The 25,872-nt window shown below is 55.6% G+C and carries 27 protein-coding genes; 22 read left to right on the top strand and 5 right to left on the bottom strand.

Annotated features, from left to right (window positions below):
- Positions 1-10 precede the first annotated feature (10 nt).
- The 22 genes from KKG35_13600 to KKG35_13495 all read left to right on the top strand — a co-directional run bounded on the left by KKG35_13600 (position 11) and on the right by KKG35_13495 (position 20,173).
- A complete protein-coding gene (locus KKG35_13600; GenBank protein MBU1739162.1) occupies positions 11-1,210 on the top strand; it encodes a DUF2062 domain-containing protein in 1,200 nt (399 codons plus the stop codon).
- Positions 1,207-2,109: a lysophospholipid acyltransferase family protein gene (locus KKG35_13595; protein ID MBU1739161.1), complete on the top strand. Its 903-nt coding sequence runs from the start codon at positions 1,207-1,209 to the stop codon at positions 2,107-2,109. The genes KKG35_13600 and KKG35_13595 overlap by 4 nt, the downstream gene beginning before the upstream one ends.
- Before the next feature lie 111 nt (positions 2,110-2,220).
- Positions 2,221-2,472 carry an acyl carrier protein gene (locus KKG35_13590; GenBank protein ID MBU1739160.1) on the top strand — a complete coding sequence of 84 codons (252 nt, stop codon included), beginning with the start codon at positions 2,221-2,223 and terminating at the stop codon, positions 2,470-2,472.
- Positions 2,473-2,653: 181 nt separating this feature from the next.
- Entirely contained in the window at positions 2,654-3,889 is a 1,236-nt protein-coding gene (locus KKG35_13585) for a beta-ketoacyl-[acyl-carrier-protein] synthase family protein (GenBank protein MBU1739159.1), read from the top strand.
- Positions 3,886-4,689, top strand: a complete 804-nt coding sequence (locus KKG35_13580; GenBank protein MBU1739158.1) for a hypothetical protein — start codon at positions 3,886-3,888, stop codon at positions 4,687-4,689. Before KKG35_13585 ends, KKG35_13580 begins: the two co-directional genes overlap by 4 nt.
- A 178-nt stretch (positions 4,690-4,867) precedes the next feature.
- Entirely contained in the window at positions 4,868-5,476 is a 609-nt protein-coding gene (locus KKG35_13575) for an outer membrane protein assembly factor BamE (GenBank protein MBU1739157.1), read from the top strand.
- A gap of 93 nt (positions 5,477-5,569) precedes the next feature.
- Positions 5,570-6,751, top strand: coding sequence for a hypothetical protein (locus KKG35_13570; protein MBU1739156.1), 1,182 nt, complete (start codon positions 5,570-5,572; stop codon positions 6,749-6,751).
- Positions 6,752-6,819: 68 nt separating this feature from the next.
- A complete protein-coding gene (locus KKG35_13565) occupies positions 6,820-7,962 on the top strand; it encodes a CsgG/HfaB family protein (protein MBU1739155.1) in 1,143 nt (380 codons plus the stop codon).
- A gap of 113 nt (positions 7,963-8,075) precedes the next feature.
- Positions 8,076-8,804, top strand: coding sequence for a 3-oxoacyl-ACP reductase FabG (gene fabG / locus KKG35_13560; protein MBU1739154.1), 729 nt, complete (start codon positions 8,076-8,078; stop codon positions 8,802-8,804).
- A gap of 72 nt (positions 8,805-8,876) precedes the next feature.
- Complete coding sequence (locus KKG35_13555) at positions 8,877-9,323, top strand: ACP dehydratase (GenBank protein MBU1739153.1); 447 nt, start codon at positions 8,877-8,879, stop codon at positions 9,321-9,323.
- Between the two features lie 2 nt (positions 9,324-9,325).
- Entirely contained in the window at positions 9,326-10,003 is a 678-nt protein-coding gene (locus KKG35_13550; GenBank protein ID MBU1739152.1) for an outer membrane lipoprotein carrier protein LolA, read from the top strand.
- Positions 10,000-12,405, top strand: a complete 2,406-nt coding sequence (locus KKG35_13545) for a hypothetical protein (protein MBU1739151.1) — start codon at positions 10,000-10,002, stop codon at positions 12,403-12,405. The genes KKG35_13550 and KKG35_13545 overlap by 4 nt, the downstream gene beginning before the upstream one ends.
- A complete protein-coding gene (locus KKG35_13540) occupies positions 12,402-12,965 on the top strand; it encodes a hypothetical protein (GenBank protein MBU1739150.1) in 564 nt (187 codons plus the stop codon). Before KKG35_13545 ends, KKG35_13540 begins: the two co-directional genes overlap by 4 nt.
- 21 nt (positions 12,966-12,986) lie before the next feature.
- A complete protein-coding gene (locus tag KKG35_13535; GenBank protein MBU1739149.1) occupies positions 12,987-13,355 on the top strand; it encodes a hypothetical protein in 369 nt (122 codons plus the stop codon).
- 2 nt (positions 13,356-13,357) lie between these two features.
- Positions 13,358-13,828 carry an acyl-CoA thioesterase gene (locus tag KKG35_13530; GenBank protein ID MBU1739148.1) on the top strand — a complete coding sequence of 157 codons (471 nt, stop codon included), beginning with the start codon at positions 13,358-13,360 and terminating at the stop codon, positions 13,826-13,828.
- Positions 13,825-14,910: a beta-ketoacyl synthase gene (locus tag KKG35_13525; protein ID MBU1739147.1), complete on the top strand. Its 1,086-nt coding sequence runs from the start codon at positions 13,825-13,827 to the stop codon at positions 14,908-14,910. The genes KKG35_13530 and KKG35_13525 overlap by 4 nt, the downstream gene beginning before the upstream one ends.
- A 17-nt stretch (positions 14,911-14,927) precedes the next feature.
- The gene (locus KKG35_13520) at positions 14,928-16,388 is read left to right on the top strand and encodes a B12-binding domain-containing radical SAM protein (protein MBU1739146.1); all 1,461 of its coding nucleotides are present in this window, start codon (positions 14,928-14,930) and stop codon (positions 16,386-16,388) included.
- Positions 16,372-17,157 (top strand): ABC transporter ATP-binding protein, encoded by a 786-nt coding sequence (locus KKG35_13515; GenBank protein MBU1739145.1) that lies wholly within the window; start codon positions 16,372-16,374, stop codon positions 17,155-17,157. Before KKG35_13520 ends, KKG35_13515 begins: the two co-directional genes overlap by 17 nt.
- On the top strand, positions 17,158-18,465 hold the full coding sequence (locus tag KKG35_13510; protein ID MBU1739144.1) for an ABC transporter permease: 1,308 nt from the start codon (positions 17,158-17,160) through the stop codon (positions 18,463-18,465).
- Between the two features lie 100 nt (positions 18,466-18,565).
- Positions 18,566-18,835, top strand: a complete 270-nt coding sequence (locus tag KKG35_13505) for an acyl carrier protein (GenBank protein MBU1739143.1) — start codon at positions 18,566-18,568, stop codon at positions 18,833-18,835.
- A 267-nt stretch (positions 18,836-19,102) separates the two neighbouring features.
- Positions 19,103-19,465, top strand: a complete 363-nt coding sequence (locus KKG35_13500; protein MBU1739142.1) for a hypothetical protein — start codon at positions 19,103-19,105, stop codon at positions 19,463-19,465.
- A gap of 459 nt (positions 19,466-19,924) precedes the next feature.
- Complete coding sequence (locus tag KKG35_13495) at positions 19,925-20,173, top strand: hypothetical protein (GenBank protein MBU1739141.1); 249 nt, start codon at positions 19,925-19,927, stop codon at positions 20,171-20,173.
- 21 nt (positions 20,174-20,194) lie between these two features.
- On the opposite strand, the gene KKG35_13490 is transcribed toward KKG35_13495, so the two are convergent.
- Genes KKG35_13490 through KKG35_13470 form a run of 5 tightly spaced genes read right to left on the bottom strand, consistent with a single transcriptional unit; the run spans position 20,195 to position 25,871 of the window.
- On the bottom strand, positions 20,195-21,343 hold the full coding sequence (locus KKG35_13490) for a beta-ketoacyl-ACP synthase III (protein ID MBU1739140.1): 1,149 nt from the start codon (positions 21,341-21,343) through the stop codon (positions 20,195-20,197).
- Positions 21,344-21,356: 13 nt separating this feature from the next.
- Complete coding sequence (locus tag KKG35_13485; protein MBU1739139.1) at positions 21,357-22,652, bottom strand: B12-binding domain-containing radical SAM protein; 1,296 nt, start codon at positions 22,650-22,652, stop codon at positions 21,357-21,359.
- Between the two features lie 43 nt (positions 22,653-22,695).
- The gene (locus KKG35_13480; GenBank protein ID MBU1739138.1) at positions 22,696-23,739 is read right to left on the bottom strand and encodes a radical SAM protein; all 1,044 of its coding nucleotides are present in this window, start codon (positions 23,737-23,739) and stop codon (positions 22,696-22,698) included.
- Positions 23,736-25,052, bottom strand: a complete 1,317-nt coding sequence (locus KKG35_13475; protein ID MBU1739137.1) for an AMP-binding protein — start codon at positions 25,050-25,052, stop codon at positions 23,736-23,738. The genes KKG35_13480 and KKG35_13475 overlap by 4 nt, the downstream gene beginning before the upstream one ends.
- A complete protein-coding gene (locus tag KKG35_13470; GenBank protein MBU1739136.1) occupies positions 25,053-25,871 on the bottom strand; it encodes a 1-acyl-sn-glycerol-3-phosphate acyltransferase in 819 nt (272 codons plus the stop codon).
- Between the last annotated feature and the right edge of the window lies 1 nt (position 25,872).

Genomic DNA, 25,872 nt, shown 5'->3' with positions numbered 1-25,872 from the left:
CCGGTTGACCATGGGGAGTGATCGTACGAAAATACTGCTGCTCATTCCGCTCTATAATCATGGAGGGACAGTCGCCTCCGTGGTTGATCGGGCGGTGGCCTCCGGCTGGCAGGTACTGGTCGTTGATGACGGCAGCACCGATGGCGGGGCCGCGACTCTTGCCGGGCGCCAATGCGAGGTGCTGCTCCTGCCGGAAAACCGGGGGAAGGGCGCTGCCATTCTTGCCGGGGCGGAACGTGCGCGCGAACTCGGCTATGAGGCGGTGATCACCGTTGATGCGGACGGTCAGCTTGATCCCGCAGAGGCGGCCCTGCTGGCTGAGGCCCTTCCGGATAACACACCCGCCATGGTGATCGGGGCCCGGCGGATGGATCGTGATAATGCCCCGGGGGCAAGCCTTTTCGGACGCGCTTTTTCCAACTTCTGGGTCCGCCTGGAATGCGGTCTTGAGCTTGCCGACACCCAGAGCGGCTTCAGGCTCTATCCGGTAAACGAGTTGCTGGCCATCGCCACCGGCTGCCGGCGGTATGATTTTGAGGTCGAGATCATCACCCGTTCCGCCTGGGCAGGGATTCCGATTGTCTCGGTACCGGTTTCGGTCCATTATCCGACCCCGGAGGAAAGAGAATCTCATTTCCACCAGTTCAAGGACAATCTCAGGCTGACCTGTCTGCATACCAGGCTCGTATTCCGCGCCCTCATGCCCTGGCCGCATAAACGGTTGATCGCCAAAAGTCCTGCGGCGAAAAAGGCTGAGAGAGACGAACACCTGTCGATGCTCCATCCTCTTCGACTGCTGAAAAGATTGTGCCTGGAGCACAGTTCGGCGCTGCAGCTTGCCGCAGCCGTCTGGATGGGAATATTTCTCGGGGCCTTGCCGCTGCTCGCCATCCACACCGTGACCATCCTCTATGTCAGTCACCGGCTGCATCTGAACAAACCGGCCGCGGTCACCGCGAGCCAGCTCTGCATGCCCCCGGTGGTTCCCGTGTTGTGCATCCAGCTCGGGTATTTCATGAGAAACGGCCGGCTGCTTTTCGACATCAACTGGGAGACCATGGTGGAGCAGATTCATTACCGGCTCTGGGAATGGCTGTTGGGCTCGTTGATTCTCGGCCCCCTGCTCGGGCTCGTGGTCGGGACGATTTTCTACTACGGAATCAGGAGACTGCGAAGCGTCCCGGGTGATGCTTGCGGCTCGCTGGAGTGATTGTGGGAAAAAAAGAGCGCAATCTGAAAGGGCGACTGGAATCCCTGGGGCATGACTGCTTTTACCTCACCCTCAAACTGTTCGGACACCGGGGGGGGTATCTGCTGCTGCTGCCCGTTATTTTCGTCTATGTCATCTGCAGCGGGAAAATCCACCGGGTAACCTCGCCCTATGTCTCCCGCCGTTTTCCCGAACATGGCTGGTTGAGAAAACGTGTCGACACCTTCAGGATCGTCCTGTCGTTCGGACAGGTTCTGGTGGATCGGGGCTGGCTCGGGCTCAACGTGGGGGCCTCGTTTTCAGGGGAGCTGGACGGGCGTGACCGGCTGCTTGAACTGGTTGCTGCGGGCAAGGGGCTGATCCTGCTCACCGCCCATGTCGGCAACTGGCAGACCGCCTTGTCCAGGATCTGCGATCTCGGGGCGCCGGTGAACTCCCTGATGCATTATGAACATGAAGCGGTCGCCAAACATTATTTTGATCTGCGTAAAGAACCGGTCCCTTTTACCATCATCAACAGCGAGGGGTTTATGGGCGGCTTGGTGGAGTCAACAGCCGCGCTGCAGCGCGGGGAGATCGTCACCATTATGGGCGATCGGTATACGGGGGGGCCCTATGCCGAAACAAAATTTCTGGGCGACACGGTCAGGCTCCCTGCTGCCGCTTACAGTCTCGCCGGGGCAACGGGGAGTCCGGTGGCGGTGCTGCTCGCGGCCAAGACCGGCAGCAGGAGTTATCGGCTGAAGGTCTGGAATGTCTTTCAACCCCTGCCGACCGAGAGAAATGAAAGGCGGAAGGGTCTTTCCCGATGGGCCTCGATGTTTGCCGGATCCGTTGAAAAATACCTCGAAGAGTACCCCTGGCAATGGTACAATTTTTACGATTTCTGGAGCCAATGACCCGATAATTTATTAAACTGCACGGTTTTACACTCTGGTAAATTATTTGTGAGCGGACACGCCGGCTGATAACAGAGAATCCGCGCCCGGCATAGTGGAGAAGGTTTTTTTATGGAAGAGCTGAAGCAGCAGATAAAAGAGATGATCGTCCGGGACCTGAAACTGCAGGGTGTCCAGGCCGGTGACATCAGAGACGATGATCCTCTTTTCGAGGAAGGGCTGGGCCTTGATTCGCTTGACGCCGTTGAGCTGGTGGTCCTGGTACAGAAGCATTTTGGCGTCCAGATTGAAGATATGGACGAAGGGCAGATGGCCTTCAAGTCTGTAAACTCTCTGGCCCGGTTTATCAGCGATCGCAGATGATCTGGTGTTGAAACGTTTGAGAATATCCGGCCGGCACTTCCCGTCACATTCATGGAGCGGGAAAAAACAGCATCAGGTTCCGGTCGGGAGGGCGTTTCCGGAGTGTGCAAGGTGATTATTCACCTGCCTCCTGTGTTGCTGATCACATACTTCTGCGGGATGATGTCATATAACTTTTTTTATGGCCTGTAACAATCAGATAGCGATTACCGGTATGGGCTGTATGGCCGGGGCCGGTACCAATATTGACGAACTCTGGGGAAATTTTGCAGAGGGCAGGGTAAACTGTGCCCAGGTTCCCGAATACCTGTTTCATACAATACTTGAATACCCGGTGTTTGCTGCTCCGGAAAACTGCTTTACCGAACGGGCAAGGGGGTTGGTATCGGCAACGGCTCCGAGGTTCCGGAGGGAACAGGTCAGCCGGACCATCCTTCTCGCTTGCAGTGCGACTGCCGAGGCCCTCGACCGGTCCGGGATTTCTCCAGATTCGCTGAAAGGAAAAAGGGTCGGCATCGCCCTCGGCACCACCGTGGGTTGCACGTTCCATAACGAAGAATATTACCAGGCCTGGCGGGACGGAAAAGAACCGGACCTGGCCCCGGTGCAGTACTATCTGGCGGGAAATGTCGCTTCTGCCCTGCACCGGATTCTCGGGACCACCGGACCATCGGCGGTGATCACCAATGCCTGCGCTTCGGGTACGGATGCCATCGGAGTGGCCAGGAACTGGCTTGCCGCCGGGCTTTGCGACATTGCCATAGCGGGCGGTGCCGATGAACTCTCCCGGGTGGCCTATAACGGTTTTGTCAGTCTGATGTTGTCGGACAGCGAGCCTTGCCGGCCTTTCAGCGGCGACCGCAAGGGCCTGAACCTTGGAGAAGGGGCCGGGGTTGTGGTGCTTGAAAGGTTTTTGGATACAGAAAAAAGAGGTGGTGAGCCGCTGGGCCGGATTCGGGGGTATGGCTGTGCCGCGGATGCCTGGCACCCGACTGCGCCGCACCCCGAAGGAAGAGGGCTGAAAAACGCCCTTGCCCAGGCATTGCGGGATGCAGGTCCCGATGTGGAACTTGCCCTGATCAACGCCCATGGCACCGGGACCAGGGCGAATGATGTCGCTGAAACCTCCGCTCTGGCGGAGATCCTCGAATATCCTGAGCAGGTGGCGATCGTTTCCACCAAAGGAGTGACCGGGCATACCCTCGGCGCGGCTGGTGGAATTGAGGCCATATTTACTCTCATGTCTCTTCGTGCGGGATACAGTCCGGGAACGGTCGGTTGTGAGAAAGTTGATCTTCAGTTGCCGGTCAAACCTCTTGCCCGCAACCAGGGCCGAGAGCTCTCGGGGAAAATCGGTCTCTCCGAGTCGCTGGCATTTGGCGGCGGCAATTCGGTTCTGATCATGGAGGCGTTATGAACAGGCCGGTTGCGGTGACTTCCGCATATGATCTCCCGGAAAACTATCAGATTCCCGACCATATGGCCAGGGACCTGCGTCGGGCAGACAACTTCATCCAGATGTCCGTACTGAGTGCCGCTGCGGCATTGGCCGCAGCCCCCGGGCGCGATCTCCCACCGGAAAACGTCGGCGTTTATATCGGCACCGCTTATGGTCCTCTGGAAACGAACTTCGAGTCCCTCGGGTCATTGATCGATGACGGGGAGGGGCAGATATCTCCAACCCTTTTTTCCCATTCGGTCTATAATGCGGCTGCGGGGTATGTGGCAAGACTTCTGGATATCAGAGGGCCGGCATTGACCATCACCAATTATGGCTGGCCTCTCCTGATTGCCATGGAAGAGGCGAGAACCGCTGTGGCCGTGGGACGGATTGAGAGAGGGATTGTGATCGGGGTTGAGACCTACAGCGAGCTTCTTGCCGACGCTTACCGGCGCTCCTATGGAACCGATACGGTCCCTTGGTACCGGAACAGTGTCGCCTGGATTCTGGATCCGGCGGAACAGGTTGACTGCTCTTTATGCAGGCTGAAAACAATCGGGCTTGTGGAAGCGGAATGTGATCCGGCCGACTTTCTCACCAGAAACGGGGAGAGGTGGTCCGGTCCAGGTCTGCAGGAGGGGGGGGCGCCACAGCCGATGGCCTATGCGGGGGCGATCACCGGAGCGGTTGCCGCTTTCCCAGGCGCCTATACAGGAAAGATCAGCTGGCAGATTACGGCACCCTTTGGCCGGGCTGAAATTGTTATGGAAATATGATACTGTATGTGCTTATTACACCCTTCGGGTATAAGATCCGTACGAGCAGACAAGCTGCTCAACTTAAGCTTTTCACCCTGCGGGTATAAGTCTCGATGTCTCGCAGGCTCGCTTATCGGTACGAGCAGACAAGCTGCTCAACTTAAGCTTTAAGAAAATTTCTGGAAGGTGGAACGTTATGAAGAAACTTGATGTTTTTTTCGTGATCGCTCTGATTTTTGCGTTTATCTGTCCTTCTGCATCAGCAGCCTCAGGGAAGCTTCCCGCCGACTCCAAGGCTCTGCAGAAAATGGAGGGGAAATATTATTATCTGGCCTACAATCTGCATGGCGACCAGAGACTCGGCAAGGTTTCATCTGTCAATTACCAGCTAGATGGCGGACTCATCCCCTGGGGTACGGAAGTCAAGATTCTGAAAGTGTATCGCAACTTTCTGATGTTTGCCGACAAGGACAGCGGCAAGAAATGGAAGTATGAATTCCACTACAACAGCCGTCAGAACCAGGGTCTGGAAGAGCATATCAAAAGTGTCTTCATTGAAGATCCGGAACCGATCCGCCGGAAAGTTGAAAGCCTTTCCGAACTTGACCGGGACGGGATCTATGACGGCCGGGTCCGACCCGGCATGAGTCGGGACGGGGTGTTGATCACCATGGGATATCCCCCGAAGTTCGCCAACAAGAGAGAACTTATGGGGGCGCGGGAATGGCTTTACTGGAGCAGCAGATTCAACCGGATTACGGTTGAATTTGACCGCAACGGTAAAGTGTCAAGGATCGCCGAATAGATGCCTGCGATGATGTTGACAAAGGGCTCGGGATGGGTTCATGCTATGGGTATCATTTACTAAACTATTTCTGACCGGAGGTTTGTTTTGATCATGCAAAGCGAAATGCAAGAAGCGCAGCTTGAAGTATCCCGCCGTTCGCGCTCAGCCTCGAGACGTTTCACGATAGGACTCCTGGTATTGTTCTCCCTGCTCGTCCCTGTTGCAGCGTCACTGCATGCGGCGGACCTTGAGGGAGATATCACGGTTGAAGCGGAAGGTTACGGCACCAACAGAAGCGATGCCCTGCTGAAGGCAAAGAGAGAAGCCGTGAGCAGCGGGATCGGCACCATGCTGATCTCCGAGACCGAGATCAAAAACTTCATGCTGCAGAAAGATGTGATCCTGACCAGAACAGTCGGCGCGGTCAAGAGCTACAAGATTTTAAAAGAGGAACCGCAGGGCGCGGACACCTTCCTGGTCAAGATCAGTGCGGTGGTTTCAAGGGCCAGTATCAAGCAGGACCTGATCGCGCTCAAGGTTCTCCTCGAGTCGATGGACAAACCGCGAATGATGGTTCTGATCAGGGAAGAGGGCGGCAATTCCGCCGAGACCGCCATTCTTGACTATCTGGGTGAGAAGAAATTCGAACTGGTCGATGCCGCTGCCGTGGCCGCGCTCATGGATAAAGATGATGTCCTTATCCAGAAGGCTACCGAAGGAGATCCGGCGGCCGCAGCCAAGCTGGGTGCGGCCAACGGCGCTGAATATGTGATTGTCGGCAAGGTCATCAAGAGCACCATGAAGAATGATCTGCTGGGCGACGCCGGAATGGTCTCGGGGCAGGCCAATATAACCGCCAAGGTTGTCAATGCCTCCAATGCGAGGATCATTGCCTCGAAGGCTGCCCTCGGAGCGGCAGCCCACATTTCTCCGGATTCAGCGATGGAGAAAGCCACCGAGAAGGCGGCCACGAAACTTATGGACCACAAGCTCTTTGAGGAGATCGTATCCTCCTTCCAGGATACGGTCAACAATGGGATGACCCTGGAGGTGACCGTGAATAACGTGAGTGATTTCAGCACCCAGAAAGAGGTGCGTCAGATCATTTCGACCCTGGATGTCTCCTCGATCAACAAGAGAGGGTTCGGGGGCGGAAAACTGCAGCTCTCGGTGGTTTTCCGGGGAAGCGCCGACAGTTTTGCCGAGGCGGTGGACGGCAGCAAACTGGCCGGCGGCAAGAAGCTCGCGGTGACTGATATTAAAGGCAGCAGGGTGGTCATCAGCCTGAAATGATGAGATGCGGGAAGTGGATTCAATCAGAAATTGCTTTATTGAGAGTGAAATACTTTAAGGAGATTACCGTGAAAAGATGTCTGTCCCTGCTAATGGGAGTGCTGTTGGTCCTCTGGTCTTTGCCGTTCACCGCTTCTGCCGACTTTGTCAAGACCAAGGTCGCGGTTCTGGACTTTCAGCTCCAGGGTGAAGGGTATGAAACCAAGGACATGGGGTCGATTGTTGCCGAGTGGTTCATCACCGCCCTGGTCAAGGAAGGGCGGTTTGACGTGGTCGAGCGGGCCATGCTGCAGAAGATCCTGAATGAACAGAAGATGGCGATGAGCGGGATTATCGATGAGAGCAGCGCCACCCAGCTCGGGAAGATTCTCGGAGTGAAGGTTATCATCTCCGGGTCAGTCATGAAGCTCCAGAACATCCTTGAGGTCAATGCGAGGATCATTGATGTCGAAACCGCCTCGATCATTGCCGCCGAAAATGTGAAGAGCACCGCCTCCACCAGTCTGCAGAGCCTGATTGTCCAGATGTCGGAGAAGATCATCAAGAACTTCCCGCTGGAAGGGTATATCATCTCCAGATCCGGGAAAACGGTTGCCATCGATCTCGGACTGTTGGCCGGAGTCAAGGATGACATGGAATTCATGATCTTCAAGGAAGGCAAGGTCATTAAACATCCCAAGACCGGGGAAGTCCTGGATGTGGAAAAAATTCAGACCGGCAAGCTCAAGATCACCAGCATCAGCAAAAAAATCGCCACCGCGACAATTACCGAGGAAAAGGGTGACGGGGCCGGGCCCATTGCGGTCGGCAATATGGTGAAGAGCATCTCCGGTGAACTGAAACCGATCCAGGAAACTCCGGCCTACACCCCGGCCTACACCCCGCCGCCGCCAGTGCGAGGGGCAATGAAGCAGACAGATTATATCCAGAAACTGGAGTCTCCGAACCTGAAAGACAAGGTCTATGGCGCCAAGAAGATCATCCGGGACGGGGTCAAGGACCCGGCGGTCCTCGATGTGCTGGAAAAGGTGGTGATGGAAATGTATAACCAGAATACACGTGACCGGAACCATGTCGATGCTGTGGCCTGGATGGTAAAGGCGTTGGGGGCCCCGGGCCTTCCGAAATACAATGCTGCGGTCGAGACCATCGCCAAGAATGCCAATAACCGGAAGATTAGAGGCTATGCCCAGAAAGCGTTGGGCAGGTAGTGATGCGGCTATTGAGCAATAAATAAAAAACAGCAAAGAAAATTCCTGTTAGTCCCTTCTTTGAAGGTCGGCCGTAACAGGAATTTTTTTATCAGACCAATTGCGGAGGGAGTATGGCCGATTCCGGAACGATTCTCGTTACAGGGGCAAGCAAGGGCATCGGTGCGGCAATTGCCAGAAGGCTTGCCGTAAGCGGCCGTGACATCTGGCTGAATTACCGCTCCGATCATCAGGCGGCGGGTGAGGTTGCCGGAGAAATCGAGAAAATGGGGCGTAAATGTACACTGCTTCCATTTGACGTGGCCGACGAAGAGGCGATGCATGCCTCCCTGCTGCCGCTCCTTGAAGAGGAAACGCCATTCGGGTTGGTCCATAATGCCGGAATTACCCGCGACTCGCTGCTCGCGATGATGCAAACCAAGGACTGGGATTTGGTCATGAGGGTGCATCTCACCGGTTTTTTCCTGGTCAGCCGGTTGATCGTCAAAGAAATGATGTCGGTCCGCCGGGGGAGAATTGTCGCCATCGCCTCGACCTCCGGGGAGGCCGGGCAGCCCGGGCAATTTAATTATTCCGCGGCAAAAGGGGGGATGATCGCGGCGGCAAAATCCCTTGCCCGGGAAGTCGCCAAAAGGAAGATCCTGGTCAATGTGGTGTCGCCCGGACTGATCGATACCGAAATGATCGAAGGGCTGCCCCTTGATAAAATGCTTGCGGGCGTACCCCTTGGCCGGGTCGGCCGGCCGGAGGAGGTTGCCTCGGTGGTGGAGTACCTGATGTCAGATGATGCTTCCTACATTACGGGGCAGGTTATCAGTGTGAACGGCGGCCTTTATATTTAAGATGTGTTCTGGAAGTTGCGTGTGTTTTGCCAATCGAAATTACCATGACTGAATGAATCACCGGAAACCGTTTTGAGTACTTCTAAAAAAATCCCTGATCTTCCCTGTACTGTTGAAAAGCTGATTCCTCAACGCCCGCCGATGCAGGTTGCTCACCGACTGCTATTAAGGGATCGCCCGGGAAATTTCTCGGTGGTGGAAGGGGATGCTCCCACCGGCGGGATTTTCAACCCCGATGGGGCTGGCGTAATCCCTGAATATTTCATGGAACTGATGGCCCAGTCGATGGCGGCGGTAAACGGGTATGACTCCCTGGTTGACGGCAAGGAGAGCGGGAAGGGCTTTCTGGTCGGGATCGACGACTTTCGCTGGCAGGACCATCCCCGCTCCTCCGGGCCCTTCCGGGTGGAGATAGTCAAGGACTTCGAATTCGGGCAGGTCACGGTGGTCAGCGGCAAGATCTTCACCCCTTCAGGCGACCTGATCGCCAGCGGCAGCGTCAAGGCCTGGGAGGAGTGAACGTGTCAAAAAGAATGGCCGCAAGCGCAGGCCGGGTACTCCTTGGGGGTGTCCTTTATCTTTTCTTTCTGTCCGGCATGGCATCTGCCGATCAGGTACAATTGAACGATTTTCTGGATCGGGTGGAAGAAAAGGCCGCAACCGTCAGTTCGTTTCGCTGCAACTTTATCCAGGAAAGGCATCTTTCAATTTTTCCGGAGCCGGTGATTTTTTCGGGCAGTTTATCGCTGGAAAGGCCCGACCGTCTGCGCTGGGAGTTCACCGAACCGATCCCTTCCGTTCTTATTTTAAACGGCAGCTCCGGCGCCAAGTGTGAACCGTCCGGGAAAAAGATCCGGTTCAGTCTGGACTCCGACCCGGTCATGCGGCTTGTCGCCAGGCAGCTCTGGAGCTGGACCAGTGGCTCATACCGGGAAATGGGTGATGAGTTTGCCATGGCTTTTTCTGCCGGGCCACTTCTCTCCATGACGCCTGTCAAAGGTGGCGCTGCGGTCTTTATCAGCAGGATTCAGGTCCGGTTTGATCCGGAAACATTGCAGCCGGTGCGGGTCAGCATCATGGAGCCTGCGGGTGACCGAACCGAACTTTTTTTCAGCGCATACCAGTTGAATCTTCAACTGCCGCCGGCAACTTTTTCAGAATGCCCGGTAGAGAAGGAACGTACGCAGATTAAGCAATGATCTCTTCAAAGGGCAAATCATCTCTTTCGCTTCGAATTCTAATCCTTTTCATTACCATCACCGGTCTTGCCGGCGTCTGGAATGTCCGGTTGGCCGAAGACGCCCTCGACCTTCTTCCGCAGTCTGCCGTCAGCGAGGACTTGGCAAGTCTCCAGAAACTCGGGGTAATCAATCGGATCTTTATCTCCCTGGAAGAGAAGGACGGATCTCCGCCCCGGTCTCTTCCCGAACTACAGTCGGCTCTAAAGGAATCAGCTGAAAATATTGGCGCTGCCATGGTTGGCAACCCGCTCTTTTCAGAGATTTTTTATCGGCTCCCCCAAGGTTTTGAGTTTGAAATATCTAATACAATCAGCACGTTACTGCCTAATCTGATCGACAGCGGTGATCTGCCGGTCATTGCCGAACGTCTGGAGCCGGAATTTCTAGAAGAGAAGCTTAAAGAGAATTTTATGGCCCTGAACAGTCTCGCGGGAATTGCCCTGGTGAACCGGATCAGGGAAGACCCTCTCGACCTCTCGTTGCTCGTTATGAAAAAATTCATGGCCCTGAAAGGGGGGATGAAGATGCAGGTTAATGACGGGTACTTCTTCAGTCAGGATGGCCGCAGTTGCTTGATCTGGGCCGAGAGCAGACTGCCGCTGACCAGCTCGGCAGAAGCGGGCAGGATCATGGAAGAGTTGGGATCCATTTTCTCTTCAGGTCTCTCCCCTGGTATAAGGGGCGGGATAACCGGGGCGCTGCCGCATACCCTGGCGAACAGTGAGGCAATCAAGAACGACCTGAAAAAACTTCTGCCCGCCGCCATGCTGGTTCTGGTTTCCTTTCTCCTCTTTTTCCTCAGGGATCTGCGGGCCCTGTTGGTGGTTGCCATACCATTTCTCGCAGCCCCACCGGCAATTGCCCTTGTTTCGCTGTGGTTCGGCACGGTCAGTTCGATGGCGCTTGGTTTCGGGATTGTGCTCCTTGGGATCGGTGTCGATTTTGCGGTCCATATCTTTCTCGGTTGTTCCGAAAGTGTTGAGCCGAAAAAAATACCACCGGAGCTTCAGCGCTCGCTTCTGACGGCGGCCCTGACCACCATCTCGGTTTTTGTCGTTCTGCTCTTCTCACAAGTTCCTTCGCACCGGCAGATGGCCTTTCTTGCAATTGCCGGTCTTTCCTGGGCTCTGGTGATCTCCTGGTTTCTGGTTCCTGGAATCGCCGCCGGGTATGCCAGGAAAATCCGGATCGGGACAGACGTGGGGTTTGAGTTCGTGAGACCCGGAAAAGCTGGGGCGATTGCAGGGAAGATCGCTGTACTCGTATGGCTCACCCTGGTGGCGGCGGCGGTGGTGTGTGCCCCCGGGCTTCATTACAATGGTGATCTGAGAGCCCTTGATGTGCCATCGGATTCGGTGCGATATGATGAGGAGCGTTTTATTTCCAACTGGGGGCATGGTCATGACCAGGCTTTTATTGTTGCCACCGGAAACTCAGGGCAGGAAGCTCTCGATATCAATGACCGGGTGTATTTGAAGCTGCAGGAGGGGGCGGGTCTTTCCGGAGTCCAGTCATTGGCACCCATTTTACCCGGACCTGCCCGGCAGCGGCGCAATATTGAAAACTGGGGCCTGTTCTGGCGGGAGCGGTTTACCCATTTTTCCGCATTGCTGGAAAATAAAGCACTTGATGCCGGTTTCACCGGGAAGGCTTTTACCCCTTTTCTGGAAAGAATTTCGAATATTCCGGAAGTGTTTTCCCCTGAAATCATGCTCAACGGCCCGTTGCGACCCTTGATGAAATCATTGTTCAGCGAGGTTAAATCTTCCGGAAATGATCCGGGCACCTTTCTTGTGGCAACCGTGGTGCCGGACAGTGATGCCTATCGTTCTCTGTTGAGCGACATGCCGAAAACAATCAGTGGCACAAGGGTCATCTCCAACAGCCGCTGGCGGGATGAGGTGGAAAAACAGCTTGAGCGTGACATCGTCAGACTCTCGCTCGCCGCAGCGCTGATTGTTATCCTGATCTGCAGCTTTGTCTTCAGGAATCCGCTCAGGGTTTTTGCCGTGCTGGCCCCGGTGATCGCGGCTCTTTCAGCAATGGTGGTGTTTGCAAGAATCACCGGCGGGGATTTAAATATCATGCACGCACTCATGGGCATTATGGTCATCGGGATCAGTGTTGATTACGGGATATTTATTGCCCGTTCAGAGCAGAATTCAATATCAGGGGCCACCAGCAAGGCGGTGACCGTCTGTGCGGTGAGTACTCTCTCAGGCTTCGGAGTGCTTGCTCTCGCTTCACATCCGGCCCTGAAGGCTCTGGGGTCGACGGTCCTGGTGGGGATTGGAGCCGCCTGGCCCGTTGCGTTGCTGGTCACTCCCGTGCTGCTGGGTCTTGCCCGGAGAGATCAATGATCCGCGCTCTGCTCGCAATCCTCTTGATCGGTTTTCTGGTCGGATGTTCCCGGCTGACTGTAAGCAGCGTTGGGCCGGAGCAATTGCTGCCGGTTGAGCGGAGTCTATGGCAACTGAACATCGGCAGTCGGCAAAATCCGCAATTCACGGGGCTGCTGGCACTGCGAATTTCAGGGAGTGGCATTGAGGCCGTAGTGCTCGACAGCACCGGTATCAAACTGCTTGCTGAAAAGATCGGGCCCGATGGTGAAATCGAGGTGCAGACAGCTCTCCCGGTCATCAGGGAAAAGGGCTTGCCTGCCTTTCTGGGCACCGGGCTGCACCGCATATTTCAGTCCGCTGCCGGGAAAACATCGGTTCCATGCCGGCAGGAATTCCTGCTCCAGCGCTGTTTTGGTGAAAAGAGCAATGGTCGGCTGATCAAATCGGTTGGCTTTGGCCCTTTTGAGTTGTGGTCGGTCGAGTATTTAATTAATAAAGAGAGAACTGAGCCGGGTGTGTCGGGAGCTGTCCTTGATTCGGGATGGTTTATCCCTCTTCTTCGGTTGGAAAGAAAATGAATGTGATTAAATAATTTGGCAATGATTGATCTTGAAAAAACATTTCTGAACCGCAATTTTGAACCGGATGAGGGCAAGGTCACAGCGAGGATCAAATGCCCCGCTGATTTTGCCGCTTTTGACGGTCATTTTCCTGGACAACCGGTGTTGCCGGCAGTGATCCAGTTGGCTGCCGTCAGGATTCTCGCCTCTTCGGCGGCCGGCATTGAACTTGAACCGGTTGCCACGGAAAAGCTGAAGTTCAGCGCCATGGTCCTGCCTGAGGAGGAGATCAATATCTCCCTTGTCATGAAAAAGATTGACGCCTGCTGGGAAGTCAGGTTCCGGCTCAGCAGAGAAGGCGGCAAGGTCTCCGCCGGGACTATACTCTACCGTGAGGGTGGGAACTGAGGATGGGTTTTGCCAGAGCATATTTCACCGTCGACCCGGCGGCTCCATCAGCACTGACCGCCAGGGCCACCCGGAGGGTCAGGTTTGAAGAGGTTGATATGCTCCGCATTGTCTGGCATGGCAATTATGTCAGCTATCTTGACGATGGCAGGGTTGCCTTTGGTGACCGCTATCCGGCGTTAAGCTACGGGAAGATGCGTGAAGAAAAAACGGCGGCCCCTATTGTCCGGATTCATCTCGATTACCAGTCCCCGCTTCATTTTGATGAAGAGATGGAGATCATTACCACCCTGCACTGGAGTGACGCGCTGAGGTTCAATTTCGAATACCGGATAAATGGAGCGGACGGCAGGCTCGCCGCCCGGGGGTACACGGTCCAGCTCCTGACCGATCTCTCCGGGACAACGATCCTGTTGCCACCGGACTGGATCGCTGCATTCCGGAGAGAATGGCAGAGCGGAGTGTTCGGATGAAGGAAGTCGTCATCGTCGCGGCAGCGGTGGAAACAGCCCTGGGTAATCTGGAGGCAACCTGGCAGGGCCTGATGAGAAAAAAATCCGCGCTGGAAAAAGACCGCTTGCCGGGAGCGCTGGCCGGATGGCCGGTTGGTCTGGTACCCGGTCTTGATGGTGCACCGGGTTCATCCTTGAGATTGAAAAATCTGGTCAGAAAACTTGTCGCCGGTCTGCCGGAAATTCCGGAAAGGGCGGGGCTGGTTGCTTCAACCACCAAAGGCGCTCCCGATGAACTGTTCGCGAAAAATATCGACTGGCCTGGGCAGCCGTGGGAAGTGGCCGCCGATATCACAAAAATTGCCGGAATTACCGGGAAGCGCAGCACGGTAAGCGGGGCCTGTGCCTCCGGGACCATTGCCGTCATCCAGGCAGTGCAGAGACTTCTGGCTCCCGGTGGCGAGAAAGTCTGTCTGGTGGTCGGCCTGGATCTGGTCAGCACCTTTGTCACCAGTGGCTTTGCAAAACTGCACGCCCTCTCTCCGGAGCGAAGTCGTCCCTTTGACCGGAACCGAAACGGTCTCTCTCTTGGTGAAGGCGGTGGCGCACTCCTTCTGGCAACGGTGGAAGAGGCTTCTGCCAGATCCTGGCCCGTTCTCGCAAGGGCAGGGGGCTGGGGGGTCTCCTGTGATGCCGGGCATATTACCGCGCCCTGCCGGGAGGCCAGCGGTCTGATCAGGGTGATTGAAAAAGCGTTGCGCGGCGGGTTGGTTCCGGGCGGGATAAATGCTCACGGGACCGGCACAACCTATAATGATGCAATGGAGATGCGGGCCTTTTCAGACCTCTGGTCGGGCACGATCCCCTTCCATTCGGTCAAGGGCGCAATCGGACACACCCTTGGCGCGGCTGGTGTTATAGAAGCAGCCATCGCCGTCAGGAGCCTTGAGGCGGGGGTGTTGCCGCCAACGGTGGGATTAGAGGAGTCGGAAGACGGAATGAACGTTTCCGGAGAGGATGCGTTGCCGCTGACCGGGCCGTCCGTCTTAAGCACGAATTCCGGTTTTGGCGGGATCAACGCAGCGCTCCTGCTGCAGCAATAATTTTTCAGGACTTCACTATGCCAGCAACTGATGACAACAGGATTCTTCTCGTTCACCCGCTCGGGTACCTGAAAGAGGCCGCCGGGAGAGACATCTCGCGAATGGCGAATATCATGCCGCCCCTCGGTCTGGCAGGAATTGCCGCTTATCTCGAGCGGGAGGGGATCAGGGCCGATATCATCGACTGCTATGCCCATCCTGAATCCGATGGTCTGATCAGGGAATACCTGCGCGAAAAAAAGCCGGGATTTATCGGCCTCAGCTGTACCACTTCCAGTTTTCTGGATGGGGTACGGATCGCGGAAATGGCCCGCAGTGAACTGCCGGGAATTCATACCGTATTCGGCGGGGTCCATGTATCGGCGCTGGCCGAAAGAAGTGTCAGGGATTACCCGGTGGTCGATTATGCGATCATGGGTGAAGGCGAACAGACCCTGACCGAACTGGTCCGGCTTGGCGGGCAGGACCCGGCAGGATTGAAGGGTGTTGTCTACCGGAGTGCTGACGGGACGGTGATCAATAACGGGCAGCGGGAAGTACGCCTGGAACTCGACAGCCTGCCTTTCCCGGCCTATGAGAAGCTTGCCGGATACCCGGATTCTTATATGCTGCCCATCTTTAATTACCCTCGCGCCCCCAACAGCAGCTGCATTTCAAGCCGGGGGTGTCCTTACGCCTGCAGTTACTGTGACCGTTCCGTTTTTCGTCGCAGTTTCAGGTACAACTCCGCCGAATATCTTTATGAGCACCTTGAGTATCTGAAGGAAAGGTTCGGAATCAGGCACATCAACTTCTATGATGATCAGTTTACCTTCAACCGTAAGCGGGTGGAGGAGTTTACCGGAATGATCATCGACCGCTCCCTGGACATGACCTTCAACTGCGCGGTGCGCGCCGAGCACATTGATTTCGATCTTTTACAGCGCATGAAACAGGCCGGCTGCTGGATGATCAGCCTGGGGATCGAGACGGGGGATGAAAACCTTCTCGCCCAACACCGGCAGAATGCGGATCTTTCCATGCTGGCCGACAGGATCAGGATGATCAAACGGGCCGGGATCAGGACCAAGGGCCTTCTGATGATGGGGCTGCCGGGAGAGAGCGAGGAAAGCATCCGGCGCAGCATGGACTATGTGTTCTCCCTGCCGATCGATGATTTCAATCTCGCCAAGTTCACCCCTTTCCCGGGTTCACCGATCTATGAAAAGATCCATGAGCTGGGGAGTTTTGAAGAGAACTGGGAAAAGATGGACTGCATGCGGTTCCAGTTTGTGCCCAAGGGGATGGACAAAGAACGGATGGAAGAACTGTTCATCCGTTTCTACAAGACCCATTATATGCGGCCGAAAGTCCTGCTCGGTTACCTGACCATGCTCTGGCGCTCTCCGGACAGCTGGCGGCGGTTTCTCGGTAATTTTTTTGATTTTGTCAGGTTTGCCCGGAGCAATAAGCGGCTCGGAGATGCTGAAAATGGCTGAACCGATGAACGTTTCAGGTTCCGGAAGAGAACTTGCCCTTGAGGCGCGAGGGCTCGTCAAAATCTTTCGGGGGATGAAACACCCCGCCCTTTCCGGGGTTGATCTGAAGATCAGGAGCGGCACCATCTTCGGTTTTCTCGGGCCGAACGGGGCCGGGAAGACTACGGCCATTTCAATCATGAGCACCCTGCTCAAACCGACCAGCGGCTCGGTGGAGATCTTTGGTCGCGACTGCGGGAAAAAGCCTTCGGCAATCCGCCGGATGATCGGGCTGGTACCCCAGGATATCGCCCTCTATCCGTCACTGACCGGAAGGGAAAATCTCTGTTATTTCGGCAGGTTATATGGAATGGGGGGCGAGGTCCTGCAGCGACGGGTCGGCGAATGCCTGGCCCTGGTCGGACTTGCCGACAGCGGTGACCAGAGGGTGGATTCTTTCTCCGGAGGGATGAAAAGACGGGTCAATCTGGCGGCAGGGATTCTCCATCAGCCGAAACTCCTCTTTCTGGATGAACCGACGGTGGGGATTGACGCCCAGTCAAGGAACATGATCATGGACCGTCTTCTTGAGTTGCGCGGGCAGGGAATGACCATGCTCTACACGACCCATTATATGGAAGAGGCGGAAAGACTCTGCGATGAGGTGGCGGTTATTGATCAGGGAAGGGTGATTTCCGAAGGTGTTCCCTCCGAGCTGATGCGGGAGGGCGGGCACAAAACCCTGCAGGATCTTTTTTTCAATCTGACCGGACGGAGCCTGAGAGACTAGATGGGAAAACTGTTTGCGACCATGAGGAAAGACCTCTTGCTGCTCTGGCGTGACCGGGCCGGACTGCTTGTTCTTTTCGTGATGCCGGCCGTTCTGGTCCTGATTATTACCTTGGTGCAGGAGAATGTCCACAAATTGATGGGCGAGACTGCCGCCCGGGTCCTCATGGTGGATAATGATCAGGGAGAACTCGGGCGGCACATTGTCGGGAAGATGACCAGGATCGATCTGGTGACGGAGATCGGCGGCCGCAGGGTGGAACGGGCGGAAGCCATAAAGCTGGTTGCCGGCGGTGACTATCAGGCCTGCATCGTGATTCCAGAAGGTCTGAGCCGTGATCTTGCGGAACGGACCCGAAAGGAGATAGAAGGCTCGTTAAAGGGTGAGCAAGGGACGTTTGCGGATTTGCCCGTCGTAGAGATCTATTTTGACCCGACGGTTCTCGGCGGTTTTCGTTCGGCGATGCAGAACGCACTCCAGCTTGGCCTGCTCGGGTTTGAAACGGCTGAAAAAATAAAGGCCCTGTCCGAGAAACTCCCCGACCATCTTGAGGTTGAGCTCAGAAAGGCGGCGGGGAATTTTGCCGGGATGATCAAGATTCCCGAGCTGCAGATCGATCTCGGCCCTGAACAGCTTCTGTCGGTCACCGCTTCTTCCGCATCGCTCGATGGACTGGCGGTTGTGCCGAGCCCGATCCAGCATAATGTGCCTGCCTGGGCGTTGTTCGGGATGTTTTTCATCGTGGTGCCGATGTCCGGCTCACTGATCAGGGAAAGGCAGGAGGGGACTCTGACCCGGCTTCTGAGCATGCCGGTGCCCTATCCGGTGATCCTTGGCGGGAAACTGGTGACTTTCGTGGTGGTCTGCTTCTGCCAGTTCGCGCTTATTCTGCTGATTGGTAAATTTCTTCTGCCAGCTCTCGGCACCGATGTCTTCATGGTTGGGGATCAATCCCTCGCGGCCCTGCTGGTTGTTTTAGCCGCAACCCTCGCCGCTACCGGTTACGGGATCATGCTTGGGACCCTGGCCAGATCATACGAACAGGCTTCGATGTTCGGTTCAATATCGGTAGTGGCCGCCTCCGCCATCGGCGGGGTGATGGTTCCCGTTTACGCGATGCCTGAGGTGATGCGGAAAATCAGCGTTCTGTCGCCGGTGGGGTGGGGGTTGGAAGCCTTTCTTGATATTTTTGTTCGCGGTGGTAATGTGGCGAGTATCTCAGGTGAGTTGGCCCTCCTGGTTTCCTTTGCTTTGGGAACATGCGGCGCCGCCTGGTTCTTTTTTTCCCAACGGGTCAGATCGGCATGAGTAAGTCGGGGTTCCCGGTTTTTCTTTTCAATGGTCATCTCAAACCGGTGATGTTTGCTGTTTTATGGGTCAGAAATTGTGGACGGGAGTACGAGTCTTGATGAATGAACTTGAAGAGGAACTTCTCGCTCTTATCTGTGAGGTATGCAAGATCCAAGGCGGTGTTCCTGAAGAGATGTCTGCGTCTTCGCCTTTGATAGGCCCGGAATCACCTCTCGGCACTGATTCGCTGGATGCTGTGGAGATTGTATTCACGGTTCAGAACAGGTACAAGCTGAGGATTGATTCAGAGGAGACGAGTCGCAAGGTTCTGCAGTCGCTGACCACCCTGGCGGATTTTGTGTCCGCCCATAGAGGCGACGGCGGTTGAGGACAGGGCCCTACGGAACCCTCGTTTTACCCATGCGGGGATAAGTTTCATGCGAGCAGACGAGCGGCTCAACTTAAGCTTTATCCTTGTTATTGCTCTGAACTTAAGTGTAGTATGGACTGTATAACCGACTCTTTCGGTGGGGGGAGATATTTGAAAGAATCGTGATCGCTTGGATTCCTGTATTGTAGGGTGTACATGCTTGGCTGAATCTCATCGCAGTGACCTGGGATTCCAAATTGATTCGTGATCTGCCGGGGGGCTTCAATGTTCTGTTTCAGACAATCCGCACTTTTCCTGGATAAATCGGACTTTTCTGCAGTGCACGCAAGACTCCTGATCTTCTTCCTGATCTTCTTCCTTGGACCGCTGCACCCCATTGCCGTTTTCGCTCAAGAACCGGGCGGGAGTGGAGGAAGGCAGGGTAAAAAAATCGAATACAAGTTTACCATTCAGGTCAATGTCGTGCGGATTTGCGCGGCTGGCCGGTATTTTGATCTCCTGGAAGCCGATACGGCCGGAGCCGGGGCTTGGATCAAACCCTACGTTGTCGAAGTTGTTGACAGCAAGAGTGAAACAATCTCCTGTGAGGCAGCCCCTCCTGAACCGGCTACCCGGGAAGAGCGCTGAACATCTGAGTGAACTCCGGACAGTGATCCTGAGTCCGCTCGGAGTATATATCATCTGCCGGGAACTTCAATCGTCCTGCTGGTTTGTCGGATTCTCCAGACCACACCGGAAAGTCAGGAAATCCTGATCAATCCTTTTGATTTTTTTTCTCGAATTCTGTTGACAGTACCACCGTCAGTAATGTTAGAATCTTTATCTGATAGAGACAGGTTCCTTTTTGCCCCCTTTTAAAGCACCTTCTCTATCGGCGCCGGCCAACAATTAACAGGTTGTTGGCCGGCATTCTTTTTGGGGCTGTCCCCCATGTTCCGGCAAGCTCGTTGAAACTCCACCGGTTACGGAAAAACAGGGCTTCTTTTTTTAGAAATTGACATTGTTCAGGGATCAATACTATAAATTAATGATGGAGAGTGCAGGAGATTTCCTGCCGGCAGAAACCAATTACGACTGGAGAATTCGATGTCTGAAGAAATCAACCACACCGCAGTTATCATCCTTACCAAACATTACAAGATTTCCGGGTGTATCGACCTGGTGCCGGGTGCAAGGTTGACTGATTATATTGCCGCGATCAGGACTTTTTTCGCTGTGACCGATGTGGTTGTCGAAGATATTTCGACCGGCAAGGTGGTTTTTCAGGGTGAATTTGTCGATGTCAATCGTGACAATGTCGAAGTCATCATGCCGGCTAACGCCATTCTTAAATAGGGATGCGGAAGTGGTGCGATCTCAGACCACGGTAAGAAGCATGTAACCCACCGAGAATCGGCCGCTTTCCGGGATGTAACAGAGAAGGCGGTCGCCTTTTTTCAGGCGTCCGGAGTGGAAGAGTTCTTCCAGAATGATGTAAATCGAAGCCGAGCCGGTATTGCCTTTTTCAACAAGGTTGGTAAACCACCGCTCTTCAGGGATTTCAAATCCGATCTCCCTCATCTGGTCGGCGACCAGCTTTCTGAAATACTCCGAAGAATAATGGGGCAGGAACCAGTCGATGTCGCTCGGTGTCAGGCGGTGTTTTTCGACCAGCCCGGCCAGCGATCTGGTGACGGTGATCGGGATGATCTCGCTGTTTAACAGCCTGGCGTCCTGTTTGACGAGAAGTGCCCGCGCATCGTTTCCTTCCTGCAGTGAATCAAACTCCCGCCATCCCTGCAGAGTGCCGTCTTCCTTTTTTATGGCCCCGGCATACATGCAGGTTTCCATCTCGTTGGCATAGGAGACGATCTCGATAAAGTCCACCCGCAGACTCAGGCGATCATCCGCCGGGGTCGGCGCGAGGAAAATTGCCCCGGCGCCGTCGGAAAGCATCCAGCGCAGGAAGTCGGCTTCAAAGGCCAGGGACGGCTGTTTTTCCAGATCGGCAACCTTCTGAAGGTCAATCGGGCCGCACATTCTGGCCCGCATGAACGATGACGCCTGCTCGGAACCGGTCGCCACCGCGTTCAGGGTGAGCCCTTGGGCAACACTCATCACCGCGTATTTCAGGCAGGTGACGCCGGAGAGGCAGATGCCGGCGGTGCTGACGATCTCGCAGGGGTTGCCTCCGACTTCGCCATGGACCATGGAAGCGTGACCGGGCATGAACTGGTCCGGCGCCGAAGTCCCGCAGCAGAGAAGTTCGATGTCCCTCGGAGTAAAACCGGGGTAGGGCTTCAGGTTTCTGACCGCCTCGGCGGCCAGTTGCGCGTTGGTATGGGTGGTTTTGCCAGTGGCCGGATCAACAGCGTAATATCGTTTCCTGATTCCGTTATTGCGAAGGATGATCTTTCTGGTTCTGGACGGAAGGCCGTTGATCATCCCGAGGACCTGTTCCATCCGGTCGTTCGTCACCGGTTCGTTGGGCATGAAGATGGCTATGTCGGTAATATAGGCGTTCATTGCGTGTTCCGGTCTACAATCTGGCTCCGGTATGTCCTTTTTTCAGGAGCCCGGCATAATTTTCGTAAAATCTCTTTTCGTTCAGCCTGGTGGGGACGACCGCATTTGTTAACGTATAGTAGTCAAGATCGTCAACTATTATTTCGTCCCGCATCTCTTCATGCAGGCGGGTTCCGGGAAGAGGGGTCATGACGGTGATCATCGGCAGATCGACAGAATGGTCCGTTATGTAACGATCTAACCTTGCAAAGTCGTCTTCATCGTAATCCGGTGAGACGATGAAGTCACCGATAATGGTGATCCCCATCCGGTGGAGGATGGAGATGGCATCGGTATTGGTCTGTGCCCGATTCACCTTGTTCATACCTGAGAGCCTCTCATCACTGATCTCTTCAAAACCGATGATCACCGCCCGGAGTCCTGCCTCCTTCCATTGCTGGATGACCTCCGGATATTTTACCACCGTGTCTGATCTGACATCGGCCAGAAATTGCTTTTTGATTCCCGCGTCGAGAATGGCCCGACACAGTCTCTCCGCATGCTTGATATCGCCGAAGGTGTTGGCATCAAGCAGCCGGACCACCGGCAGGTCGCCAAGGAGCCCGATGTCGCGGATGACCGAATCAATCCTGTGGGTCAGGTAGCGGCCGCCGGTCAGGCCGCTGATGCAGCAGAACGAACAGTCGAACGGACAGCCGAAGGCCGTGGCCACAAAACCCATGTCGAGCTTCAGGCTCGCCAGATAATATTCCGAGCGGTATTGGCTCACCAGATCATAGGCCGGTGGCACATCATCGAGCAGATCCGCGCCGGAGAACTGTCGTGGTGAGTAGGCCAGGGGCTTTCCCGGGGTGACCCTGGCAATTCCGGGGATGTCGATGTCTTTCAATCCTTCGGCGATGGCTGTCGCCAGTTCCCGGAAACTTGCCTTGCCGAGCCCGACCACCACAAAATCGATCCCCGGCCGGTTGAAAAACTCCGGATCGTTACTGGCATGAATCCCGCCGACGACGATGGTCGCACCGCAACTCTCCTTGATTTCCGCGGCCAGCCGCAGGACCGAATTGGCCTCGCAGGTCACTCCGGTGATTCCGGCAAGGTCAGGCCGGAACCCGGAGAGTGTCCGGCCAAGGGATTCCGGCTCGGCCTTGAGATCGACGATCCGCACGTCAAACTCCCTCAGGTTTCCCGCGAGCACCTCAAGGGCCAGCGGTTCACCCCGGAAGATCTGTTTGATCGAGTCAATGCCGTATCGTTCTTCCGGAATGCTGCGGCCGCTGTTGGGCGGGTTGATCAGGAGGATATTCATTGTTCGCTATCTGTCCCGCGGAGCTTCAATAAAAAAATTCGGGCTATTTCCCTTCTTCCAGCCAGCAGAGCGGGTCTTCTGCCAGGTAGTCCCCGGTCACCTGGTAGGCGTGGCCGCGGCAACCGTAACAGTAATCACCGAAGGTGCATTCTCCACAGCGGCCCTTGATCAGGGTCCGGATATTCCGTAATTCCTGGATCGGTTTGCCCTGGGCGAGAATTTCCGCCAGGGTGTTCTCACGGATGTTGCCTGCGGCAACGCTAACTCCGGGGCAGGGCTGGATGTCGCCGATGGAGGTCACGGTGCACGAATACTCATGCCGCGCACACTGGGAGGCGGCCAGCGGAGGGTGCGGGGTCCAGCGGTTGCCGAACTGTTCGGCATCCACTTTTGCCAGATCCTCGAAAAGCTTCTTGGTTTCAGGGATCGAGACCTCAAGTTCCGGATGATCGGTGGCCCGCCCCTGCAGAGTCATCATTTCGATGTAGGGAATAATTCCCTGCTTTCTTGCCCAGATCCAGAGATCGACCAGCTCGCCGTAATTCTGGCGGCAGATAATGGTCTCGATGCCGAGGGTGTGGTTCGCACTGGGATAGCCTGCATTACGGAGGTTCTGCAACCCTTTTTCAATCGCGGCATGGGCACCTTTCTGCCCGGCGAGGAGATCCTGGATTTCAGGGTTACGGCTGTTGGTCTTGACCACCACCGAAACATTCCGGTCATAAAGCGCTTTCGCCTTTTCCGGGGTGATCAGCATGCCGTTGGTGAAGAGATCGACCTTGACCTTTTTGGCGAGGATGTAGTCGATAACCTTGAACAGGTCTTTGTAAAGCATGGGCTCCCCGCCGCCCAGGACGATAATTTTGCGGGCGCCGAGGGCGATTGCCTGGTCAATGATGCTGTAGATCTCTGCCAGCGTCAGTTCATTGGCCAGCGGGGCCCCTGATTCGGCATAACAGTATATGCACTGCAGGTTGCAGGCCCTTGATAGTTCCAGTTCCATGGAAAGCAGGCCGTTCCTGGCCCGGGCATCAGCTATCTCTTCGGGGGAGAATTCAAGTCCCCAGTGTTCACCAAAGCATTTCATCTTGTTCTCTCACCGCGCAGGTCAAAAAATTGTTTAAGTTTGCGTCCGCCGGCCTGATCCATGGTCTCCTGGACCTGGATGTGCTCACGGACAGTTACAGCAGGCTGCACCCGAAGGCGAGCCTGCAGGAATTCAGCGATTCTCTGGTTTTCATTCACGGCGGGGCCATCAATACCCGCCACCACGGTTATTTCATCTGAAAGGTCATATGATGATCTGACCTCGATATATGATGACTTGATTTCAGGGAGCTCCTGAAGGGCCTGAAAGATCATTTCCGGGTAGAGAGTGGTGCCCCGGAATTTGAGCCGCTGGGCGAGGCGGCCCTCAATGGCGCCAAGTCGAGGCGTCTGCCAGCCGCAGGCACACGGTGCATCATGGAGACGGGCAATGTCTCCGGTTCGGAAACGGACCAGCGGCAGTCCTTCAACTCCGAGAGGGGTCACCACCAGTTCCCCGGGTTTCCCGGGAGGCAGGGGGGTGCCCTGATCATCAATGATTTCGGCAAGCATCAGCTCGGGGTGGACATGGCCGCCACACTGGGCAGTGCATTCACAGAAGGCCGTTTCCAGTTCGGTTGCCCCGTAGGAGGAGAAAACCCGGCAGCCCCATGCTTCCTCAAGTTCACGACCGAGCGGGGTCAGGGTGTTGTCCGGTTTTCTGACCGGCTCACCGATGGTGATGATTGACGAAATCGTGCTCTTTTGCGTATTGCGGCCATGCTCCTGGCCCCACTGCGCCATTTTCAGAAGGAAGGTGGGAACCCCGACCAGTCCGGTGGGCAGGAGGCGATCGATGAGTTCCCACTGCCGGGCGGGCTGCCCGGGGCCGCTGCGGATGGCAGCGGCGCCAAGTTTCACGAGCCCCGAGTAATAGGCGAGGCCGGCAATAAAACAGCGGTCGAGGGTCACACAGAGCAGTATCCGGTCATCGGCTCTGATTCCGGCGCCCCAGAACCCCATCTGCTCATTGAAGGCGAGCCGTTCAAGGTCGCCGGCGGTATAGGGAACAAGGACCGGATCACCGGTTGAACCCGAGGTGAGTGCAAGATCAACCTGTTCGGTGGCGGCTGTTGCAAACAGGGCGGCTGGATCCTTTTCCAGGTCGTGCCTGGTGGTCAGGGGCAGGCCGGAAAGGGTGGACAGGGTGATTTCGTCCGGCTCGCATTGCAGATCCGTGAACATCTTCCGGTAAAATGGCGCATGGCAGGCCTTCCGCAGATGGTCCCGGAGGAGTGTTTCCTGGATGGCCCCGATTTCTTCAGGGGTGGATCTTCTGAGCGCGAGAGCTTTTTCGTGGGAGTATCCGTTCATTTAGCAGGCTGCCTCATTGCCGGGCGTCCGGCCTGTTTCATGAAGGCATGAGCAGGAACTGCTCGACGGGCAATTCTGCCTGCGGGTTGCCCGCGTATTTCCGGCCAGTTCCTCGGCCAGGGCATTTTTGACCCTCATCTTCAGGCTTCTGATGTCTTCGGGGCTGTTGCTGCGGCCGGACGGAGTGATTGCCGGCAACAGGATCATCCGGATCCGGGCGGGAGTCAGAAATCTGCTGCCGGGGGGCAGCATCTGCCGCGAACCGATCACACAGACCGGGACGACAGGCCTGCCGGTTGAGAGGGCCAGCTGAAAGGCGCCGTTCTTGAATCGACGGAGTTTGCCGTCACGGGAACGATGCCCCTCCGGCCAGATGATCAGTGAACAACCGGAACCCAGCAGTTCACTCCCTCTTTCCAGGACATGTTTCCAGCCCTTATTGGAATTGATATACCCGGACAGGTGCATGAAAAAATTGTAGAGGGGAATACGAAACGGCCAGGAAGTGACGAAGGCATTGTCCAGCGGCAGCATGCCGAAAAGGTAAGGATCGACCGATGAGCAGTGGTTCGGAACGAAGATAACCGGTTCCTCGATGCCTCCGGAGCGGTCTTCCACGGTGACCGGAGCCATGAAGGGGATAACCCGGACCAGAATCCAGCCATAGAGCCTGATGCATTTACGGACCATCCGGGCCGTCGGTTGCCGGGTGAAGATGAGGTTGCCGGCCAGCAGCACAGGCGAGAGCAGGACCGCGGCCAGTGTCACCAGGGAGAACAGGGGCCAGAAATACAGATTGAGAAGGACTTTTTTCAACAAG

This window comes from Pseudomonadota bacterium, from assembly GCA_018823285.1.
GTDB lineage: Bacteria > Desulfobacterota > Desulfobulbia > Desulfobulbales > JAGXFP01 > JAHJIQ01.
Note: the sequence above shows the minus strand (reverse complement) of the source record. Positions and strands in the feature narration are given on the sequence as shown.

What these genes read in the sequence shown, in the direction of transcription:
- KKG35_13600 (MBU1739162.1), top strand. Translation starts at nt 11, where the DNA reads ATGGGGAGTGATCGTACGAAAATACTGCTGCTCATTCCGCTCTATAAT.
- KKG35_13590 (MBU1739160.1), top strand. Translation starts at nt 2,221, where the DNA reads ATGGAAGAGCTGAAGCAGCAGATAAAAGAGATGATCGTCCGGGACCTG.
- KKG35_13585 (MBU1739159.1), top strand. Translation starts at nt 2,654, where the DNA reads ATGGCCTGTAACAATCAGATAGCGATTACCGGTATGGGCTGTATGGCC.
- KKG35_13580 (MBU1739158.1), top strand. Translation starts at nt 3,886, where the DNA reads ATGAACAGGCCGGTTGCGGTGACTTCCGCATATGATCTCCCGGAAAAC.
- KKG35_13575 (MBU1739157.1), top strand. Translation starts at nt 4,868, where the DNA reads ATGAAGAAACTTGATGTTTTTTTCGTGATCGCTCTGATTTTTGCGTTT.
- KKG35_13570 (MBU1739156.1), top strand. Translation starts at nt 5,570, where the DNA reads ATGCAAAGCGAAATGCAAGAAGCGCAGCTTGAAGTATCCCGCCGTTCG.
- fabG (MBU1739154.1), top strand. Translation starts at nt 8,076, where the DNA reads ATGGCCGATTCCGGAACGATTCTCGTTACAGGGGCAAGCAAGGGCATC.
- KKG35_13545 (MBU1739151.1), top strand. Translation starts at nt 10,000, where the DNA reads ATGATCTCTTCAAAGGGCAAATCATCTCTTTCGCTTCGAATTCTAATC.
- KKG35_13540 (MBU1739150.1), top strand. Translation starts at nt 12,402, where the DNA reads ATGATCCGCGCTCTGCTCGCAATCCTCTTGATCGGTTTTCTGGTCGGA.
- KKG35_13535 (MBU1739149.1), top strand. Translation starts at nt 12,987, where the DNA reads ATGATTGATCTTGAAAAAACATTTCTGAACCGCAATTTTGAACCGGAT.
- KKG35_13530 (MBU1739148.1), top strand. Translation starts at nt 13,358, where the DNA reads ATGGGTTTTGCCAGAGCATATTTCACCGTCGACCCGGCGGCTCCATCA.
- KKG35_13525 (MBU1739147.1), top strand. Translation starts at nt 13,825, where the DNA reads ATGAAGGAAGTCGTCATCGTCGCGGCAGCGGTGGAAACAGCCCTGGGT.
- KKG35_13520 (MBU1739146.1), top strand. Translation starts at nt 14,928, where the DNA reads ATGCCAGCAACTGATGACAACAGGATTCTTCTCGTTCACCCGCTCGGG.
- KKG35_13515 (MBU1739145.1), top strand. Translation starts at nt 16,372, where the DNA reads ATGCTGAAAATGGCTGAACCGATGAACGTTTCAGGTTCCGGAAGAGAA.
- KKG35_13510 (MBU1739144.1), top strand. Translation starts at nt 17,158, where the DNA reads ATGGGAAAACTGTTTGCGACCATGAGGAAAGACCTCTTGCTGCTCTGG.
- KKG35_13505 (MBU1739143.1), top strand. Translation starts at nt 18,566, where the DNA reads ATGAATGAACTTGAAGAGGAACTTCTCGCTCTTATCTGTGAGGTATGC.
- KKG35_13500 (MBU1739142.1), top strand. Translation starts at nt 19,103, where the DNA reads ATGTTCTGTTTCAGACAATCCGCACTTTTCCTGGATAAATCGGACTTT.
- KKG35_13495 (MBU1739141.1), top strand. Translation starts at nt 19,925, where the DNA reads ATGTCTGAAGAAATCAACCACACCGCAGTTATCATCCTTACCAAACAT.
- KKG35_13490 (MBU1739140.1), bottom strand. Translation starts at nt 21,343, where the DNA reads ATGAACGCCTATATTACCGACATAGCCATCTTCATGCCCAACGAACCG.
- KKG35_13485 (MBU1739139.1), bottom strand. Translation starts at nt 22,652, where the DNA reads ATGAATATCCTCCTGATCAACCCGCCCAACAGCGGCCGCAGCATTCCG.
- KKG35_13480 (MBU1739138.1), bottom strand. Translation starts at nt 23,739, where the DNA reads ATGAAATGCTTTGGTGAACACTGGGGACTTGAATTCTCCCCCGAAGAG.
- KKG35_13475 (MBU1739137.1), bottom strand. Translation starts at nt 25,052, where the DNA reads ATGAACGGATACTCCCACGAAAAAGCTCTCGCGCTCAGAAGATCCACC.